Here is a 17,072-nt window from a genome sequence, read left to right on the forward strand (position 1 = left end):
TTTAGAGTTCAGATTTTAGATTGATGATTAACGATTTTTGATTTCAGATATAGCTTTGCGAACTCAGCGTTTGTAAACACAAACAATATAAAAAAACTTGCGCCCTTTGCGGTTAATTTAAGATTGTCGATTAACGATTTTAGATTTCAGATATAGCTTTGCGAACTCAGCGTTTATAAAGGTTTAGAATATAAAAACCTTGCGCCCTTTGCGGTTATTTTTTTGATTTTAGATTGATGAATAACGATTTTAGATTTCCGATATAGCTTTGCGAACTCAGCGTTTGTAAACACAAACAGAATATTAAACCTTGCGCCCTTTGCGGTAAAACGTTTACAATATAAAAAAACTTAGAGCCTTAGTAACTCAGAACCTTAGCCACTTAAAAAAATGACTAAAAAAAGGATTTTATTAAAAATAGGAAGCAATACGCTAACCAAAGAAACCAATCATATTTCCAGAGGAAAGATTGAAGATATTGGAATGCAAATAGCTGCTTTAAATGACAAGTACGAATTTGTAATTGTAAGTTCTGGAGCTATTGCAGCAGCAAAACAATTTGTAAAACTAGAAAGCAAAGGCAAGGAAATTATTGTAAAACAAGCTTTGGCATCGATTGGACAACCACATTTAATGCGGATTTTCCATGAGAATTTCAGCGATTTAGGATTGTTGACCTCGCAATGTTTGTTATCCTATTCAGATTTTGAAAAAGAACAATCTAAAATCAATATTGTAAATACAATAAATGTTTTAGTCGAGAACAATTACATTCCGATTATCAACGAAAATGATACCGTTGCAACCGACGAGATTCAGTTTGGAGATAACGATAAATTAGCAGCATTAACGGCAGTTTTGTTAAATGTAGATATCCTGATAATCGCCACAAACACAAGCGGAATTTACACAAAAGCATCTATACATAACGAAGTGCCAGAAACAATCGCATTAGTAAATGATTTACAGCTTTTAGAAAAAGAAATTGGAGAATCTAAATCGTCGCACGGAACAGGAGGAATGCAATCAAAAATTGAAGCAGCGGCAATTGCCAAAGCAGCAAATATTGAAACGTGGATTGTAAACGGATTAGAAGACAATTTCATTTTAAAAGCATTAAAAAACGAAATTCCTTTTACCAAGATTGTATAAAGATGTTGATTTGTTTAATCGTTAATTCGTTTAAATGATAAACTATCTTTTTAATTCGAATTATAATTATTAAAAGGAACACGGATGATACGGATTTTTAGAAATTATAATAAGTAAAGAAAAGAAATCTATTTTTTTCAGCGTTTTCGCAATTGCGAATCAGTTTAATCAGCGTCCAAGCACACACAGAATAATAAAAAACTAACATAAACTATATTTTTAATTCAAATAATGATGATTGTCAAAAGAAGAACGCGGATAGTGCGGATTTGCTAATGCAAAGACACAAACAAAACAGGTACTATTCTTAAAAAAGTTGAATTCGGTAATTCGATTAAACAATTAAACAAAAACGATTAAACAATATATTATGAACTATATTTCAATTCAAGATATCAACTCATTATCAAAATGGGTAAAAGGTGCGTTAAAAATCAAGAAAAAACCACTAAAAAACCAACACCTAGGTAAGAACAAAACCTTAGGAATGTTGTTCTTTAACCCAAGTTTAAGAACACGTTTAAGTACTCAAAAAGCAGCTATAAACTTAGGAATGAACGTAATGGTAATGAATTTTACCAACGAAGGCTGGACACTAGAGTTTGAGGACGGAGCAGTTATGAACTCAGGAGCTTCAGAACATATCAAAGAAGCTGCCGAAGTAGTTTCGCAATACTGCGATATTATTGCCATCAGAGCATTTGCAGGATTATTAGATAAAGAAAAAGATTATGCTGAAACCGTTATTTCAGGATTTTTAAAATACGCTACAGTTCCAATTGTAAATATGGAAAGTGCGGTTCGTCACCCATTGCAATCATTGGCAGACGCAATTACTATGGAAGAGTTTAAGACAAAGCACAAACCAAAAGTAGTACTTTCTTGGGCGCCACATCCTAAAGCATTGCCACAAGCAGTTGCTAATTCATTCGTAGAAATGATGCAAATGCAAAAAAATGTCGACTTCGTAATTACACATCCAGAAGGATACGAACTAAGTCCAGAAATCACGAAAGATTCAAAAATAGAATACGATCAGGATAAAGCATTTGAAAATGCCGATTTTGTTTACGTAAAAAACTGGAGTAACTTTAATGATTACGGAAAAGTAACCAATTCAGATCCAAATTGGACCGTTACTGCCGATAAAATGGCATTAACCAACAACGGAAAATTCATGCACTGTCTTCCAGTTCGTCGTAACGTAATTGTAAGTGATGAAGTTTTAGATAGCGAAAATTCAATAGTAATCGAGCAAGCAAATAACAGAACATACGCTGCACAATTGGTGTTGCAAAAGATTCTTAAGAAGTTATAAATTAAGTTGCTGAGGTTCTGAGTTACTAAGATGCTAAGTCACTTAGAACCTCAGAACCTTAGCGTCTTAGAACCTCAAAAAAAATGAAAGTATCATTAATAAAAATTGGCGGTAATATAATCGATAATCCATCAGAATTAGAGAAATTCCTAACAGATTTTTCTAAGATAGAAGGGCATAAAGTATTGATTCACGGCGGAGGAAAATCGGCTACAAAAATGGCTGAGAGTATTGGTCTAGTTCCTCAAATGATAGATGGTCGTCGTATAACCGATGCGGCAATGCTCGATGTTGTCGTGATGATTTACGCAGGACAAATCAATAAGAATATCGTAGCACAATTACAGGCAAAAAACAATAATGCAATTGGATTTTCGGGAGCCGATGGAAACTTAATCCAATCGACAAAAAGAAACCACCCAACAATCGATTATGGTTTTGTGGGCGATGTAAAGCAAGTAAATACAAGTTTATTGGCTACATTGTTAGAAAACAATATAGTACCTGTTTTTTGCGCGATTACACACGATAAAAACGGACAATTACTAAACACAAATGCAGATACAATTGCAAGTGAGTTAGCGATTTCCTTATCCCAAGATTTTGATGTAACGCTTACGTATTGTTTTGAAAAACAAGGAGTTTTGTCGGATTCAGAAGAAGATGATTCGGTTATTACCGAAATAAACGCCGAATTATATGAAAAACTAAAAGCAGAAAAAGTAATTCATTCCGGAATGATTCCAAAACTAGACAATTGTTTTAATAGCCTGTCTAAGGGAGTTCAGACCATAAAAATCGGGCATCATAGTATGTTGCAAAATTCAAGTATATTGCATACAACGATTAAATTATAAAAGAAAAAAGTTGCTAAGTTTCTAAGAAACCAAGACTTTTGTAATCTTAGAACCTCAGTATCTCAGTACCTATAAAAAAAATGAAAAATATAGAAACGCTTACCCTAGAAGCAATAGCATTATTAAAAAGTTTGATTGAAACCTCATCTTTTTCAAGTGAAGAAGATCAAACGGCTCTTTTAATCGAAAATTGGTTCAATCAAAACGAGATTCCTTTTAACAGAGAGAACAATAATGTGTGGGCTTTCAATAAATATTTCGACAAAAATAAACCAACACTTTTACTAAATTCTCACCACGATACAGTAAAGCCAAATCAAGCTTATACCAACGATCCCTTTAAAGCAATTGTAAAAGATGGCAAATTATTCGGGTTAGGAAGCAACGATGCAGGAGGATGTTTAGTTTCGTTATTGGCAACGTTTGTGCATTTTTACAACAACCAAAACTTACCTCATAATCTAGTAATCGTAGCTTCGGCAGAAGAAGAAAGCAGCGGAAAAAACGGATTAAACAGCGTTTTACAGCATTTGCCTGAGCTAGATTGCGCCATAGTAGGAGAACCTACATTAATGCAATTAGCAGTAGCCGAAAAAGGATTATTAGTTCTTGATGTAAAAGTAAAAGGAACAGCAAGCCACGCCGCACACCAAAACGACGACAACTCATTATACAATGCTATTCCTGTTATGGAATGGTTCAGAAACTATAAATACGATAAAATATCCGATGTTTTAGGACCGGTAAAAATGACCGTAACCCAAATAAACGCAGGAAAACAACATAACGTAGTACCGTCAGAATGTGATTTGGTTGTTGATATTCGCGTAACCGACCGTTATTCTAACACCGAAATTCTAGAAATCGTAAAAGCCAATGTAAAAGCCGAAGTAACACCACGGTCTATGCATCTTAACGCTTCGTCTATTCCTGTTGAGCATGGTTTAGTACAAGCCGGAATCGCTTTAGGAAGAACAACCTACGGTTCGCCAACGCTTTCCGATCAATCAGTTTTAAGTTGCCAATCATTAAAACTAGGACCAGGGGAAACATTACGTTCACACTCGGCAGACGAATTTATTTTTATCAACGAAATCGAAGAAGGAATCGAATTGTATATCAAAATACTAACCGATTTCTTTAAATTATAGCCATTGTCATCCTGAGCGAAGTCGAAGGATAATTAGGAGCTATTTCCCGCTATCCGTTCCAAACGAAGTTCACTGAACTCCGATTGAAATAAGAATTAAGTGAAGTAATCTTTTATTTTTTAAAGGAAAAAATAAAAGGATTTTCACTGCTATCGGGGCTAGAAACAACATAATAAAAAAACATGGCTTTAGCCATAACTAAGAAATATAAAGATTTAGGAAGGTCTAAAAATCTAAGTAGTCTAAAAATCTAAAAATCTACCTATGAAACTTTGGGAAAAAGGAATTGCAACAGACAAACAAATCGAACAATTTACTGTTGGAAACGATAGAGAACTAGATTTGGTTCTGGCAAAATACGATGCATTAGGTTCAATTGCCCATGCAAAAATGTTGGGACAAATAGGGCTTTTAACTGCCGATGAAACCAATTCGTTAGTAGACGCACTAAACGAAATCATTGCAGATGCCGAAAAAGGAAATTTCGTAATCGAAGATAGTTTTGAAGATGTACATTCCAAAATCGAATATTTGCTAACAGTGAAACTAGGCGATGCAGGAAAGAAAATCCATACAGCACGTTCACGTAACGACCAAGTTTTGGTAGATGTACATTTATATCTAAAAGACGAAGTAAAAGCATTAAAAGAGCAAGTAAAAAGTCTTTTTGACTTGTTAATGGAATCTGCCGAGAAACACCAAAACGTATTATTGCCAGGATATACACATTTACAAATAGCAATGCCGTCTTCATTCGGAATGTGGTTCTCTGCGTATGCCGAAAGCCTTATCGACGATATTACGATGTTAAACGCAGCGGCCAAGATTGTAGATCAAAACCCACTAGGTTCAGCTGCAGGATACGGAAGCTCATTTCCTATAAACAGAACCTTTACAACACAAGAACTAGGATTTGAAACCTTAAAGTATAATGCCGTAGCAGCACAAATGAGCCGTGGTAAAGCCGAGAAAACTGTAGCCTTTGCAATGAGTAGCGTAGCAGCAACCTTGTCTAAATTTGCAATGGATGTTTGTTTGTATATGAGTCAGAACTTTGATTTTATCAGTTTGCCATCACATCTTACAACAGGTTCAAGCATAATGCCACACAAGAAGAACCCTGATGTATTTGAATTAATTCGTGGTAAATGCAATAAAATCCAAGCATTACCATACGAAATCACATTAATAACAAACAATTTACCAAGCGGATATCACAGAGATTTACAGCTTTTAAAAGAAGGATTGTTTCCAGCAATCCAAAACCTTAAAGCCTGTTTAGATATTGCGATTTTCTCCATAAAAGACATCACAGTAAAAGACCATATTCTAGACGATAAAAAATACGATTACCTATTTACAGTAGATACCTTAAATGAAATGGTTGTAGCAGGAATGCCGTTTAGAGATGCATACAAAGAAGTTGCTGAGCAATTAGAAAACGGCACATTTAAATCGCCTAAAGAAACAAAACATACACACGAAGGAAGCATCAATAATTTATGTTTAGATGCTATAAAAGATAAGATGAAGAGTTCTTATTAATTCAGGAAAATGCGCTATGATATCATAGCGCATTTTTTTTGGTAAAAACCTTTTTTATTGAAAACAGAAAATGGATCATTGCTAAATGTCGTGGAGAAACATACTCCTTAATTATTTTTTACCGCAGAGAACGCAAAGATTTTCGCAGAGTTCACTGCCATTTAAGTTGCGTTTACATAATTTAAGTACACAAAGCTTTGTGAACTTTGTGTTTTTATTAAGCTTAGCATATTTAAAAACTTTGCGTTCTCCGTGGTATTTTTTTTCTTCTCCACAGGTTTTAGAATTGATTCCAGAAAATTCATGCTAAATACATATATTTGATACATAGTTATCTTAAAGTAATAGTATGACACAATTTGATGAACAGGCAACTCAAAAACTTTTTGAGAACAATTTAATGACCGAAGAACAATTTGTGCAGGTAAGAGCCTATCGTAGTTTAGGGATTTTTTCGCTGCATAACGAATTAAAATTGTTCTTGTATCTGTCGGTTTTGTTATTTACAACAGGAATCGGAATCTTAATTTATCAAAATATCGATACAATAGGGCATGTCGCTATTTTATCTTTATTATTAGTTGTAACAGTAGTCTGTTTTTACTTTTGTTTTAAAAACTCCAAAGGATTCCAAAAAGAAGATACCAGTTTTGAGAACCCTGTTTTACAATATTTAGTCCTTGCAGCGACAATCTTGAGTTGTATTTTCGTAGGATATATTCAGTTCCAATATCAGCTATTCGGTACCCATTATGGTTTAGCAACATTAGTACCTACAATTATAAGTTTCTTTTGCGCCTATTATTTTGATAATAAAAGCGTGTTAGCAATTGCAGTAACAGGTCTAGCGGCTTATATAGGGCTTTCGGTAAGTCCGCAAACATTGCTAAGTAATGATTTTTATAGCTCAGATACCTTAAGTTATTCAGCAATTATATTAGGAGGATTATTAATTCTTTTGACAATTTATAGCACAAAGATTAACTTAAAAACGCACTTCAATTTTATCTATCTTACCTATGCCTTACATCTAATAAGTATTGCTGCAATTAATAATTTATTTCAAGATTATTGGCCGATTTTTGTAATTGTTTTAGGCGCTTCTACCTATTATTTCTATAATGTAAGTTATCAAATCCCCGCAATTTCATTATTTGTATTCACAATAATATATGGGTACATTGGAGTAAATATTGTAGGATTTAAAATATTAGATTTTATAAATGCTTACGAATTTTACGGATTGTTAATATTTGCGACACCTTTATACTTAGTAGGTTCGATTATATTATTCATCAAATTAATTAAAAACTTCAATAAACAAAAAGCAGATGATAGCATACGATAAGAATTTATTGAAGAATATTTTTTTGGTCAATGAGGCCGAGAAATTACAAAAAGGTAATTTTATTACTAAAGAACAATTAGATACCGCTTCTGGAGAATTGCCAGTGCTTAAAAGTCAGGATAATATATTAATCCGTATAGGTTTTTTTCTGTTAGGAGCTTTCTTATATTCGTCAATTTGTGGAGTATTATCTATTTTCGGACTTACTTATAATGACGATTATTTTACTGCCTTGCTTTATGTTTATGCGCTAATAGGTTTTGCGGGAACTGAATTTTTAGCACAGCAAAAATATTATGGTTATGGTTTGGATGATGCTTTTATATTAGGAGCACAATTAACTTTAGGCGCAGCTGTTGCGATGTCGTTTATAACTGGAATCTTCGGGATTAAAAGTGCCGATGTGTTATTTTGTATGATTATAGTAACGATAGTTTCTTTGGTATTATACCTGCGTTACATACATTTGTCCTCAATATTAATTTTTTGTTTGGCACTAACTGCAACATTAGGATTTTTTATCTTTAAATTTATTGAGCTAGGCAATGTGATTCTTCCATTTGTATTAATGATTTACGCAATTGGAATGTACTGTGTGAGTAAAAAACTTCTTAAGGATTTAACTGAACCATTTTATTATAACGGCTTTCTGTTGATGAAAAACTTCAGTTTGATAATGTTTTATTTTTCAGGGAATTATATGGTTGTAAGAGAGTTTTCGGCTTTTTTATCAGGTACTTATTATGAGTTAAGTCCAGATGTTCCCTTTTCATTATTCTTTTGGGGCTTTACGCTTGTAGTTCCGGTTCTTTATTTGTTTTTCGGATTACGTAATAAAGACAGAATCCTGCTTTGGATAGGCTTCTTATCTTTTTGTTTTTCGATTTTTACTTTTAGAACCTACCATCATGTTTTACCTGCCGAAGTTGCTTTAACTTTTGGAGGTTTATTGCTTTTTGCATTTACTTATTTTGCAATAAGAAAGACAAGAGACAATGAAAAAGGAATAACATTTAAACCAGATCGTATTGATAATACTAATTCATTACTAAATGCCGAAGTATTAATAATTGCTTCAACATTTAATTTAAAACCAGAAATAAAAGCCGAAGAATCGCCAATGGAGTTTGGAGGAGGAGATTTTAGTGGAGGAGGCTCAGGAGGAAGTTTTTAGATTGTATATTTATAAGAAAAACGCTGAAATTTTAATTTCAGCGTTTTTTATTGTTAGCTAGATAATAGACTTATAAGCACTAAAATCAAAGTAAGTATAATTTCAATAATAGATAATTTTCGCGGATTTATAAATGAAACTAATGCTCTGTCAATTGCCAAAAGAATCAATAAACCAGATACACCCCAAAGGATTACAAACCCACCCATGCTGCCATAATTTGCTAAAGCATATAATCCAAAAGGAAAGCCAATTACAATTCCAATTATTGAAATTACAGAAACAAAAGTTCGTTTGTTTTTAATTATATCCATTTAAACTTTAAAGTATATATTTTCAAAAATCATCTTTGCTATATATTTATAAAGAAGAATTCTTAATCAAGGTATTGCTCGTATTCTTCAATTTTTGAGCGTAAACGATTCTCTAAATATTGATTTGCTCCTTTTAATTTTTCTAAAATAGTCTCAGCTTCATTTTTGTATTTTCTTTTTTTAAGACTATCCCAGCTTTTAGGAGGTTTCTGTAAGTTAGTTATCCTATCTGCTAATTTTACAGCCCAAACTTCTTTTCGTTGAGATGAAATTCGGGTCAAACTATCAAGCATTCTTTCCTCTTTTGGTAAATCACCATTCTTAGTGAGGGCAGAAACACCTTCGGCTATTTCAGTTCCAAATTCAAGTTCTAATTCATCAAATGTTGTTGTTGTTGTATCTTCTAGAGTATCATGTAATAATGCAATCTGAGTAGCGAAATTTAAGTCAAATTCCTTAGTATTACTCGCAGCAATTAAAATTTCCATCGCTACATTACTTAAATGAACAACATACGGTAGTTGAGAATCAGGGATGAGTTGATTATTCTCTGAATGTTTAAGGGCAGCAAAAATTATTGTTTTTTGATAAATTGATTGGATATCCATTTAGATTTATTCAAAAATTATACTTTACTTTTCAGCGCTTCAGCATCAATATCACTATGAGAAACATCATAAATTGATTTTCCGTCTTTGATAAGTAATAATTGAGGAGATTGATGAACAACGTTAAAACGAGAAGCGATTTCATTCGAAACCTCGCGGTATGCTATTAAATCGAGAAAATAAGCCTTAACTTTATCTTCCAAATCAAACTCTTTTTCAAATTGTTTTAGCGCCATTCTGCTAATACTACATCTTGTACTATGTTTGAATATAAGAATTTGCTTATCTTTAGACTCCGTTACAATTTCGTCTAATTGGTATAAACTTGTTAAAGGAATCCAGTTTATTTTGGTTTCTGACGATTGATTTTGATCAGAATCTCCAAATAGTGATGATAAAAAACTCATATTTTGTCGTTATTTATGACTTTTTGACATTTGAAAATGATAAAAATCAAATTTTAAGCGTCATTTTGTCTGTTTTATTGTTGTGGAATATAATTTGAGAAATAATAAACAAAGTTACTTATTAAAATAGAATCATAAATCATAAATCAAATAAAGATGAACATAAATAAATTTACAATCAAATCGCAAGAAGCAATTCAGCTCTCTCAGCAATTGGCTCAACAATATGGCCAACAGCAGATAGAGAATGAACACATCTTCAAGGCTATTTTTGAAGTTGATGAAAATGTAGCACCATTTATTTTGAAAAAACTCAATGTAAATGTGCCTTTATTTCTTCAAATTCTAGATAGTACAATTCAAAGCTTCCCGAAAGTTTCGGGAGGAGATGTAATGCTTTCCAGAGATGCAAACAAAGCATTGAACGAAGCAGAAATTATTGCACAAAAAATGAACGATGAATATGTTTCAATCGAACATTTAATGCTTGCAATTTTTGATTCAAAAAGTAAAGTTGCTCAAATCTTAAAAGATCAAGGAGTAACAGGCAAAGGCTTAAAAGCTGCTATTGATGAATTACGTAAAGGAGAACGTGTAACTTCTGCATCTGCCGAAGAAACATATAACTCATTAAATAAATTTGCTAAAAACTTAAATGAATTAGCACGTACAGGAAAATTAGATCCTGTTATCGGACGTGATGAAGAGATTAGACGTGTATTGCAAATCTTAACACGTCGAACTAAAAATAACCCAATGTTAATTGGTGAGCCCGGAGTTGGTAAAACTGCAATTGCCGAAGGTTTAGCACGAAGAATCGTTAATGGTGACGTGCCAGAAAACCTGAAAGATAAAATTGTGTTTTCGCTAGATATGGGAGCATTAATTGCTGGGGCAAAATATAAAGGAGAGTTCGAAGAAAGACTAAAATCGGTAGTAAAAGAAGTTACTGCTGCTGATGGAGATATCGTCTTGTTTATAGACGAGATTCATACACTTGTAGGTGCAGGTGGAGGAGAAGGCGCAATGGATGCGGCTAATATTCTAAAACCAGCATTGGCTCGTGGAGAATTAAGAGCGATTGGTGCAACAACTTTGGATGAATACCAAAAGTATTTTGAAAAAGATAAAGCACTTGAGCGTCGTTTCCAAAAAATTATAATTGATGAGCCAGATACCGAAAGTGCGATTTCGATTTTACGTGGAATCAAAGAAAAGTATGAAACGCATCATAAAGTTCAGATAAAAGACGAAGCTATTATTGCTGCTGTTGAGCTTTCTCAACGTTATATTACCAATCGTTTCCTACCGGATAAAGCGATTGACTTAATGGACGAAGCTGCATCTAAATTGCGTATGGAAATCAATTCAAAACCTGAGGAATTAGATGTTTTGGATAGAAAAATAATGCAGTTAGAGATCGAGATTGAAGCCATAAAACGTGAGAAAGAAGAAAGTAAGCTCAAGGTTTTAGGAATGGAATTGGCTAACCTAAAAGAAGAACGTAATGAAATCTACGCAAAATGGAAATCTGAAAAAGATGTTGTAGATGGAATTCAGGCTGTAAAATTAGAGCTTGAAAACTTTAAACATGAAGCAGATCGTGCAGAGCGTGATGGTGATTACGGAAAAGTAGCCGAGATTCGTTACGGAAAAATTAAAGAAGCTCAAGAAAGACTAGATGTTTTATTGAAACAAATGCATGAGTACCAATCTGGACACTCTTTGATAAAAGAAGAAGTTACCAGAGAAGATATTGCCGAAGTTGTGGCAAAATGGACAGGTATTCCAGTAATGAAAATGCTTCAGACCGAAAGAGAAAAACTATTGCATCTAGAAGATGAATTACACAGACGTGTAGTGGGTCAAGAAGAAGCAATCGAAGCAGTAAGTGATGCTGTAAGACGAAGCAGAGCTGGTTTACAAGATATGAAAAAACCTGTGGGTACATTCCTTTTCTTAGGAACTACTGGGGTTGGTAAAACAGAGCTTGCAAAAGCATTGGCAGAGTACCTATTTGATGATGAAAATGCCATGACAAGAATTGATATGAGTGAGTATCAAGAACGTCATAGTGTGAGTAGATTAGTAGGTGCACCTCCAGGATACGTAGGATATGATGAAGGAGGACAATTAACGGAAGCTGTACGTAGAAAACCGTATTCAGTAATTTTGTTAGATGAGATTGAGAAAGCGCACCCAGATACATTTAATATTTTATTACAAGTATTAGATGAAGGACGATTGACTGATAACAAAGGGCGTTTGGCCGATTTTAAAAATACGATTATCATCATGACTTCGAATATGGGAAGCCAGATTATACAAGAAAAATTTGAAAATTTAAAAGGTGGAATCGAAGCTGCTACAGAAGCTGCAAAAGTGGAAGTACTTGGATTATTAAAACAAACAGTACGTCCAGAATTTATAAATCGTATAGATGAAATTGTATTGTTCCCACCTTTAACAGTGGATAATATTACTCAAATAGTTGGTTTACAATTAAAAAGTGTTACAAAAATGTTGGCTTTGCAAGGAATTACTATGGATGCAACTCCAGAAGCAATTGCTTATTTATCGGATAAAGGATTTGATCCACAATTTGGTGCAAGACCAGTAAAACGTGTTATACAAAGAGATGTTTTAAATCAATTGTCAAAAGAAATTTTGGCAGGAAATATTACAACAGATAGTATTATTTTATTAGATGCTTTTGATGGTAAGTTGGTTTTTAGAAACCAAACACCAGTACAAGCTAATTAATGTTTAATTTTTAGTAGAGACGCACAGCAGTGCGTCTTTACATTTATACAAGCACCAGTCGAAAGGCTGGTGCTTTTTTTTGTATAAACTGAAAATCAGTAAATAATGAAACTTTTTTTTAAATTATTATAAAAAAAAATCTAATTAAGTTCTCACCTTTACATAAGCTGAGTTAAGCTAGAATTAGTGCTATATAAAAACTTAAAAATTAAATATTATGAATAACATATTTAGAGGATTGATAGCAGGTTATGGGGCCAAAAAGCTAGGTAGCGGATGTTTTGGTACTATTTTCGTTTTTGTAATTATTTGGTTGCTTTTAGGACAATGTAGTTAAAGTGAGTCAGATTGATAATATTTGATTAAACTAGAAGAAAGAGATTCAAACAAAAAGTATTAGCTTCGCACAAAATAACAAAATGCGTCAATTATTTTTTGTGCTCTACACAAAGAGATTGCGCAATTTCTAAAACAAATATATGGCATCAGGTTTTTTCGTTCTATTAGATGATATCGCAGCAATTATGGATGATGTTGCAGTAATGAGTAAAGTTGCAGTAAAAAAAACTGCGGGAATTCTAGGCGATGATTTGGCAGTAAATGCCGAAAAAGCCTCAGGGTTTGTTTCCTCAAGAGAACTTCCTGTATTATGGGCAATTGGTAAAGGTTCATTTATAAATAAACTAATCATTTTGCCAATAGCATTTTTATTAAGTGCCTTTTCTCCAGTGGCGATTATTGTAATCTTGGTACTTGGAGGGGCTTTTTTAGCTTATGAAGGAGCCGAAAAAATATTTGAATTTTTCTTTCCACACAAACATGCAAAAGTCGAGGTTACAGAACAAACATTTACAGAAGAAGAAATCTTAGCCGCAGAAAAAGGAAAAATAAAGTCAGCAATCGTAACCGATTTTATATTATCGGTCGAGATAGTAATTATAGCATTAGGAACCGTAATAGGAAAACCTATTTTATCACAAATTATGGTTGTTTCGATAATTGCGATTGTTGCAACTATTGGAGTTTATGGTATTGTTGCGCTTATTGTAAGAATGGACGAATTAGGTTTAAAACTTATCCAGATGAGTAAAAAAGAACGCAGTCTATCAAAAACGATAGGGAATTTATTGGTGCAAGCGCTTCCAAAAGTAATTCAAGGTCTATCTGTAATTGGTACAATAGCTTTACTCTTAGTTGCTGGTGGAATATTTGTACATAATATTGAATTTTTTCATCATTTAGTACCGCAATTACCATCTATAATAAAGGAGTTTACCATCGGTCTTGTAATTGGGTTTGTGGTTTTGGCAATTGTAACAGTAATCAAAAAAATGCTTCCTAAAAAAGCGGTAGCTGAATAAAAATAAATATCAATTATAAGGAACATCAATCTCACGATTGGTGTTTTTTTTATGTCTAAAATGAAAATTTTTAATTTTTTAAATTATTGATTTTTAGTTGTTTAGTTTTTAAGTGGAATTATTTAACAACTTTATGAAGCAACCTTACTACTTTATCTGCATCTATGTTATAATTAACAACAAATAATTATTTATATGAAAAATTTTAAATTAAAATCAGTTTTAGTCGTATTATTCTTGTCAACGGTATTAATGTCATGCAGTAATGATGATAATAAAGATGAAGATAAGCCAGTAACTCCTGAGTTTACAATAAAAGGTGCTTTGGCAACAGAAGTAAAAGGCCCTGAAACTGGAAAAATAAATGAAGAACTTAGTTATGATGTAACTTATATAGTTGATAATGCTTGTGGGGAATTTAGCAAAATCTCTGATGTAACAGTTGGTAAAGACAAAGGTTTGCAAGTTGAGGTTAAATACCCAACAGGACCTTGTACGATGCAAGTACCAGATCCTAAAAAAACTACTTACAAGTTTAAATCGGCTACAAAAGGAACTTTTGAAATAAAATTCAAAAAATCAGAAACAGAATTTGTAATACAGAAAGTTGTTATTGAGTAATTTATTCAATAAAAGTAAATTGTTATTAGAAGTGTAAAGCTTTATATAACTAATTTAAAAGCCGTTTTATATTTATTTCTTTTATCAAAAACCATTGAAAAAGAATATTTATAAAACGGTTTTCTGTTACTATCTAGAAAATTAACTATTTTTGCAGTCTAAAAATTTTAAGTCATGCCGAATAAGAAATATAAAATTGCTGTTATTCAATTGAACCTTAATGATGTTGCCGAAAACAACTTGAAAAAGTGTATCAGTTGGGTAAAAGACGCTGCAAATAAAGGTGCTGAAGTTATATTATTACCAGAATTGTATAGCAGTCATTATTTTTGCCAAAGTGAAGATGTTGATAATTTTGCTTTAGCAGAACCATTATATAGTACTTCATTTATTGCATTTAGCGCTTTAGCCAAAGAATTAGGTGTAGTAATTATTGTTCCTTTCTTCGAAAAAAGAATGGCAGGAATATACCACAATAGTGCTTATATTATCGATACAGACGGATCTGAAGCTGGATTATACCGTAAAATGCATATTCCAGATGATCCACATTTTTACGAAAAATTCTATTTTACACCTGGAGATTTAGGTTTTCAAGCTATAGAAACTAAAAAAGGAAAAATAGGAACATTAATTTGTTGGGATCAATGGTATCCAGAAGCTGCACGTATTACAGCTCTTAAAGGTGCTGAAGTATTGTTTTACCCAACAGCTATTGGATGGCATCCGAAAGAAAAAGAGCAATATGGTGAAAACCAATATGGAGCTTGGATGAATGTAATGAAAGGACATGCTGTTGCAAACGGAGTATTTGTTGCTGCTGCTAATAGAATTGGTTTAGAGCAGTATATCGATGGTACAGACGGAATTCAGTTTTGGGGAGCTTCATTTATTGCAGGACCTCAGGGTGAAATTTTAGCGCAAGCATCACACGATAAAGAAGAAATTCTTATTGCCGAAGTTGACTTGGATTTACAAGAAAACGTACGTCAGAACTGGCCATTTTTCAGAGACAGAAGAATTGACGCTTTTGGAGATATTACAAAAAGAGCAATCGACTAATTAAGTTGATTTATATAAAAGCAAAAAGGACAAAATTTACATTTTGTCCTTTTTTTTGTTTCTAAAAGTAAAATTAAATTTATTTTACCTGAAAAGTAACTCTTCTTACGATTTGACGAGCTTCTTTAGAATTTTTATTCACAGAAGTGTCTTCACCGTTAGCAATTACATTTAATCTAGAACCATCTATTCCAGCATTTAAAGCTACTTTTTTCACAGCTTCAGCTCTTTTTCTAGATAGCTCCGTGTTATAGCTAGAGCTTCCAATTTCGTCTGCATAACCTATGATGTCTGCACTTTTTGATGGATTATTTTTTAGGTATTTAACCAAAAAGTCAACACCAGATAAAGAAGCATTCGTTGGTTTTGATGAGTTAAAGTCAAAATAAACGTTTACATATCCTCCGTTAATCAACTCCTCAACAGTATTGTTTGTAGCGGTAGCATTTTTTTGTCCGTAGGTTTTGTCTAAATAACTTTCTAATTCATCTGGAACACCATTTTGGTTGTTGTCAATAGATTGTCCTTTGGTATTTACGGCAACTCCAGCAATAGAATTTGGTTCTAAGTCATATAAATCGGCTACACCATCTTTATCGCTATCGATAAGACCTGTTTCGATAAGACCAACTCTTTCTTCTAACTTATTGTACTTGTCATTGTCTTCAGAATACCAATCGGCATGTTTTTCGTTTTTACCCAAGTAGAACGTTAAACCTACAGATGCATTTAACATCACACCATCAAATGAACCAGTTGTTGTTGGGCTCATTCCATCAAAATTGTAATTTTGTCTTCCATTAATTATTCCAGTTAGATCTCCAGTTAAAGCAATTCTGTTACTAAGTCTTACTTGTCCTGTAAGACCAAGAATTCCGTGACCTGTATAATCTTTTCCATCAAAACCAGTATCAGAACTTAACTGAGAAACTCCAAAACCACCATGTGCTAACAGACCAAAAGTATTTGTCCAGGTTTCAAAGTTTAAAGCTCTACCAAGGTTAATAACCCCTTGTAAACTTGTTCGTAATTGTCTGCCTTCGAAATCGGGAGTATTATCACGTTCTTTAAATTGATCATATCCAAAATCGAATTTCAAACCAAATTTTGGATTGAACATGTATCTTACCCCTAAATCTGCGTGAAACGGGCTAAGTGTAGCAGTCGAATACCCTTCGGTCATTGTTCTGGTTGGTTTGTTTATACCGCCATTTAGTTCGATAGACCATTTATTATACGGGTTTTTTTCAATTGTAGGTTGGGCAGAAGTTGTTGCCATGTTTTGGGCACCTGCTGCCACGGATAGTAATAAAAGCGATACGGAAGCTAATTTCTTTTTCATGATATCATATGTTTAATTTGATTTTTGTGAGCTCTTTTCTTTAAACTCA

Annotated in this window: 15 protein-coding genes; 11 read left to right on the forward strand and 4 right to left on the reverse strand. The window is 33.1% G+C overall.

Annotated elements, in window-relative coordinates:
* Nucleotides 1-390: 390 nt before the first annotated feature.
* From proB to IW20_RS08705, 7 genes are all read left to right on the forward strand, one after another.
* A complete protein-coding gene (proB, locus tag IW20_RS08675; protein ID WP_035620956.1) occupies nt 391-1,152 on the forward strand; it encodes a glutamate 5-kinase in 762 nt (253 codons plus the stop codon).
* 370 nt (nt 1,153-1,522) lie between these two features.
* A complete protein-coding gene (locus IW20_RS08680; protein WP_035620960.1) occupies nt 1,523-2,470 on the forward strand; it encodes an N-acetylornithine carbamoyltransferase in 948 nt (315 codons plus the stop codon).
* Between the two features lie 83 nt (nt 2,471-2,553).
* Complete coding sequence (argB, locus tag IW20_RS08685) at nt 2,554-3,327, forward strand: acetylglutamate kinase (RefSeq protein ID WP_035620963.1); 774 nt, start codon at nt 2,554-2,556, stop codon at nt 3,325-3,327.
* Nucleotides 3,328-3,407: 80 nt separating this feature from the next.
* Nucleotides 3,408-4,478, forward strand: coding sequence for a M20 family metallo-hydrolase (locus IW20_RS08690; protein WP_035620965.1), 1,071 nt, complete (start codon nt 3,408-3,410; stop codon nt 4,476-4,478).
* Between the two features lie 264 nt (nt 4,479-4,742).
* Nucleotides 4,743-6,023 (forward strand): argininosuccinate lyase, encoded by a 1,281-nt coding sequence (argH, locus tag IW20_RS08695; protein WP_035620968.1) that lies wholly within the window; start codon nt 4,743-4,745, stop codon nt 6,021-6,023.
* 349 nt (nt 6,024-6,372) lie between these two features.
* The gene (locus IW20_RS08700) at nt 6,373-7,371 is read left to right on the forward strand and encodes a DUF2157 domain-containing protein (RefSeq protein WP_035620970.1); all 999 of its coding nucleotides are present in this window, start codon (nt 6,373-6,375) and stop codon (nt 7,369-7,371) included.
* Nucleotides 7,355-8,545, forward strand: a complete 1,191-nt coding sequence (locus tag IW20_RS08705) for a hypothetical protein (protein ID WP_035620972.1) — start codon at nt 7,355-7,357, stop codon at nt 8,543-8,545. Before IW20_RS08700 ends, IW20_RS08705 begins: the two co-directional genes overlap by 17 nt.
* Before the next feature lie 53 nt (nt 8,546-8,598).
* Here the strand turns inward: IW20_RS08705 and IW20_RS08710 are convergent, their stop codons facing one another.
* The 3 genes from IW20_RS08710 to ytxJ all read right to left on the reverse strand — a co-directional run bounded on the left by IW20_RS08710 (nt 8,599) and on the right by ytxJ (nt 9,874).
* Entirely contained in the window at nt 8,599-8,859 is a 261-nt protein-coding gene (locus IW20_RS08710) for a hypothetical protein (protein WP_035620974.1), read from the reverse strand.
* Nucleotides 8,860-8,921: 62 nt separating this feature from the next.
* Nucleotides 8,922-9,467, reverse strand: a complete 546-nt coding sequence (locus tag IW20_RS08715; protein WP_035620975.1) for an HD domain-containing protein — start codon at nt 9,465-9,467, stop codon at nt 8,922-8,924.
* A 17-nt stretch (nt 9,468-9,484) separates the two neighbouring features.
* A complete protein-coding gene (gene ytxJ, locus IW20_RS08720; RefSeq protein WP_035620976.1) occupies nt 9,485-9,874 on the reverse strand; it encodes a bacillithiol system redox-active protein YtxJ in 390 nt (129 codons plus the stop codon).
* Nucleotides 9,875-10,030: 156 nt separating this feature from the next.
* Here ytxJ and clpB point away from each other — a divergent pair, with 156 nt between their 5' ends.
* The 4 genes from clpB (at nt 10,031) to IW20_RS08740 (ending at nt 15,681) form a co-directional block, all read left to right on the forward strand.
* Complete coding sequence (clpB, locus tag IW20_RS08725) at nt 10,031-12,637, forward strand: ATP-dependent chaperone ClpB (RefSeq protein WP_035620977.1); 2,607 nt, start codon at nt 10,031-10,033, stop codon at nt 12,635-12,637.
* Nucleotides 12,638-13,116: 479 nt separating this feature from the next.
* A complete protein-coding gene (locus IW20_RS08730) occupies nt 13,117-13,998 on the forward strand; it encodes a DUF808 domain-containing protein (RefSeq protein ID WP_035620978.1) in 882 nt (293 codons plus the stop codon).
* Nucleotides 13,999-14,193: 195 nt separating this feature from the next.
* Nucleotides 14,194-14,619, forward strand: a complete 426-nt coding sequence (locus tag IW20_RS08735; RefSeq protein ID WP_035620979.1) for a hypothetical protein — start codon at nt 14,194-14,196, stop codon at nt 14,617-14,619.
* Between the two features lie 174 nt (nt 14,620-14,793).
* On the forward strand, nt 14,794-15,681 hold the full coding sequence (locus IW20_RS08740; protein WP_035620980.1) for a carbon-nitrogen hydrolase: 888 nt from the start codon (nt 14,794-14,796) through the stop codon (nt 15,679-15,681).
* Between the two features lie 79 nt (nt 15,682-15,760).
* Here IW20_RS08740 and IW20_RS08745 read toward each other — a convergent pair whose 3' ends face one another.
* Nucleotides 15,761-17,023 (reverse strand): OmpA family protein, encoded by a 1,263-nt coding sequence (locus IW20_RS08745; RefSeq protein ID WP_035620981.1) that lies wholly within the window; start codon nt 17,021-17,023, stop codon nt 15,761-15,763.
* Between the last annotated feature and the right edge of the window lie 49 nt (nt 17,024-17,072).

Source organism: Flavobacterium hydatis (assembly GCF_000737695.1).
In the GTDB taxonomy this organism is placed as follows: Bacteria; Bacteroidota; Bacteroidia; order Flavobacteriales; family Flavobacteriaceae; genus Flavobacterium; species Flavobacterium hydatis.